Annotated in this window: 2 protein-coding genes; both read left to right on the top strand. The window is 42.6% G+C overall.

The genetic code is table 11. The annotated features are described in order from the left end of the window. The first annotated feature begins 182 nt into the window (after positions 1–182). The gene (locus VIP81_RS04785; RefSeq protein WP_331957338.1) at positions 183–1,247 is read left to right on the top strand and encodes a sensor histidine kinase; all 1,065 of its coding nucleotides are present in this window, start codon (positions 183–185) and stop codon (positions 1,245–1,247) included. Continuing rightward, positions 1,225–1,962, top strand: coding sequence for a LytTR family DNA-binding domain-containing protein (locus VIP81_RS04780; protein WP_331957337.1), 738 nt, complete (start codon positions 1,225–1,227; stop codon positions 1,960–1,962). The genes VIP81_RS04785 and VIP81_RS04780 overlap by 23 nt, the downstream gene beginning before the upstream one ends. The last annotated feature ends 41 nt before the right edge of the window (positions 1,963–2,003 follow it).

Below are 2,003 nucleotides of genomic sequence, written 5' to 3'. Positions count from 1 at the left end.
ACAATGGAAGTTCATCAACGTACCGGAAGTATATACCCTGGATCAACTCACAGATGGTATGGAACTGTACTCCCGCATAGAAGAACCGGGAGATCCTAATTCCTATATTGCCTGGTTACAGATGAAATCAGCCCAGTTACAGGGACAACAATATTTCGAACTCAACGTATAAAACCGCTGTTTTGGTAAAGCAATTCGTAAAAGGTAATTCCTGGTGGTCCTTCATCTGCTCCTTTGCAATATGGATGCTGATCTACGGAGGATTGCTGTACTACTGGTTTAATATTCCTTTAGGCACGGCTATTACAGACAGCTGCGTACACGTTATTTTACTGGGAGCAGCGAGTATTATCATTAGCCAGAATGTGGCCTATTATCGCCCGGCCGCCGGCACTATGAAGTTTGGTTATGTAGCAGTGGTAAGTTTTGCTTTATCTGTACTGTGGGTATGTTTGAGCCGGTGGTTATTAATCACGGCTTTTCCCAAAGACCCCACGTATCTGGGATGGTTGAACAGCGCTATTCCCATTCACGCCCTCACCGGCTGGATGCTGATTGCAGGAATAGGTTTCAGAAGTCAGATGTGGTACGATGCGGAAGAACTGCAGGAATCCCTGCAACGTAAAGAGTCTACTGAGAAAATAGTGAGAGAGGCAGAACTCTTTAAATTACGGCAACAGCTACAACCGCATTTTCTGTTTAACAGCCTCAATTCTATTAACGCTTTAATCATGCTACGCCCGAAAGAAGCCAGGGAAATGGTGTTGAAGCTCTCCGATTTTTTACGGGGATCATTGAAAAGGGAAGATGATCAGTGGATCATGTTATCAGAAGAGCTGAAATATTTACAGTTGTACCTGGATATAGAAAAAGTGCGTTTCGGACATCGTTTAACCACTACCGTTATACCCGATGAAGGTGCAGAGAAAATGCTGATGCCGCCTATGTTGCTGCAACCAGTAGTTGAAAATGCAATCAAATTCGGACTATACGATACTACCGGCGAAATTACTATCAGCATAAAATCCTGGATGCAGGATAGCATGTTATATATATCGATACAAAATCCATTCGATAACGAATTACAACAACCTAATAAAGGCACCGGATTTGGCCTGAACTCAATACAGCGAAGACTCTATCTGTTGTTTGCACGACAAGATCTGTTGGAAACTTCTGCTCACGAAAATATTTTTACCACAATTATCAAAGTACCACAAACACATGATAAAAGCAGTAATAATTGATGATGAACCGTTGGCCCGTGAGGTAGTGAAAGAATACCTGCTGAATTTTCCGCAGATCACCATTATGCAGGAATGCAATGATGGATTTGAAGGATTAAAAGCCATACAACAACATCAGCCTGATATTATTTTCCTGGATATACAAATGCCTAAGATCACCGGTTTTGAAATGCTTGAACTGGTAGAAAATATGCCCGCAGTTATTTTTACGACTGCTTTCGAAGAACATGCCATCAAAGCTTTTGAAGTACATGCAGTGGATTATCTGCTGAAACCCTTTTCCAGCGAACGCTTTGATAAGGCGGTGCAAAAGTGGCTGGATCAACTGCAGGCGCCTGCAGCCAATACAGAAGCTTTGTTGGAAACTGCCGCTGCCACACCGGTACAAAGCAATCGGGTGGTGATTAAACTGAATGGTAAAATCAAAATCATTGCTGTACAGGATATTCATTACCTGGAAGCAGCAGATGATTATGTGAAAATTGTGACGCAGGAAGGAAGTTTCCTGAAAAACAAAACCATGTCTTTCTTTGAAAAAATGCTCGATCCGCAACAATTCACACGCGTGCATCGCTCTTATATACTCAATGTAAATCAGGTAACCCGCATAGATCCTTACGAGAAGGAAAACCATCTGGCTATTTTGCGCAGTGGCGCCAGGGTATTGGTCAGTAAAACGGGCTATCCAAGGCTGAAAGCCGCATTGGGACTTTGATACAAGGCTTGCGAATTTTGTCTTACTCAGGATTATACTGA

Source organism: Chitinophaga sp. (assembly GCF_036566945.1).
Lineage (GTDB): Bacteria > Bacteroidota > Bacteroidia > Chitinophagales > Chitinophagaceae > Chitinophaga.
This window is presented reverse-complemented; position numbering and strand designations above follow the sequence as displayed.

Excerpts from the sequence above, each read along its gene's own strand:
- VIP81_RS04780 (WP_331957337.1), top strand. The coding sequence starts at position 1,225 with ATGATAAAAGCAGTAATAATTGATGATGAACCGTTGGCCCGTGAGGTA.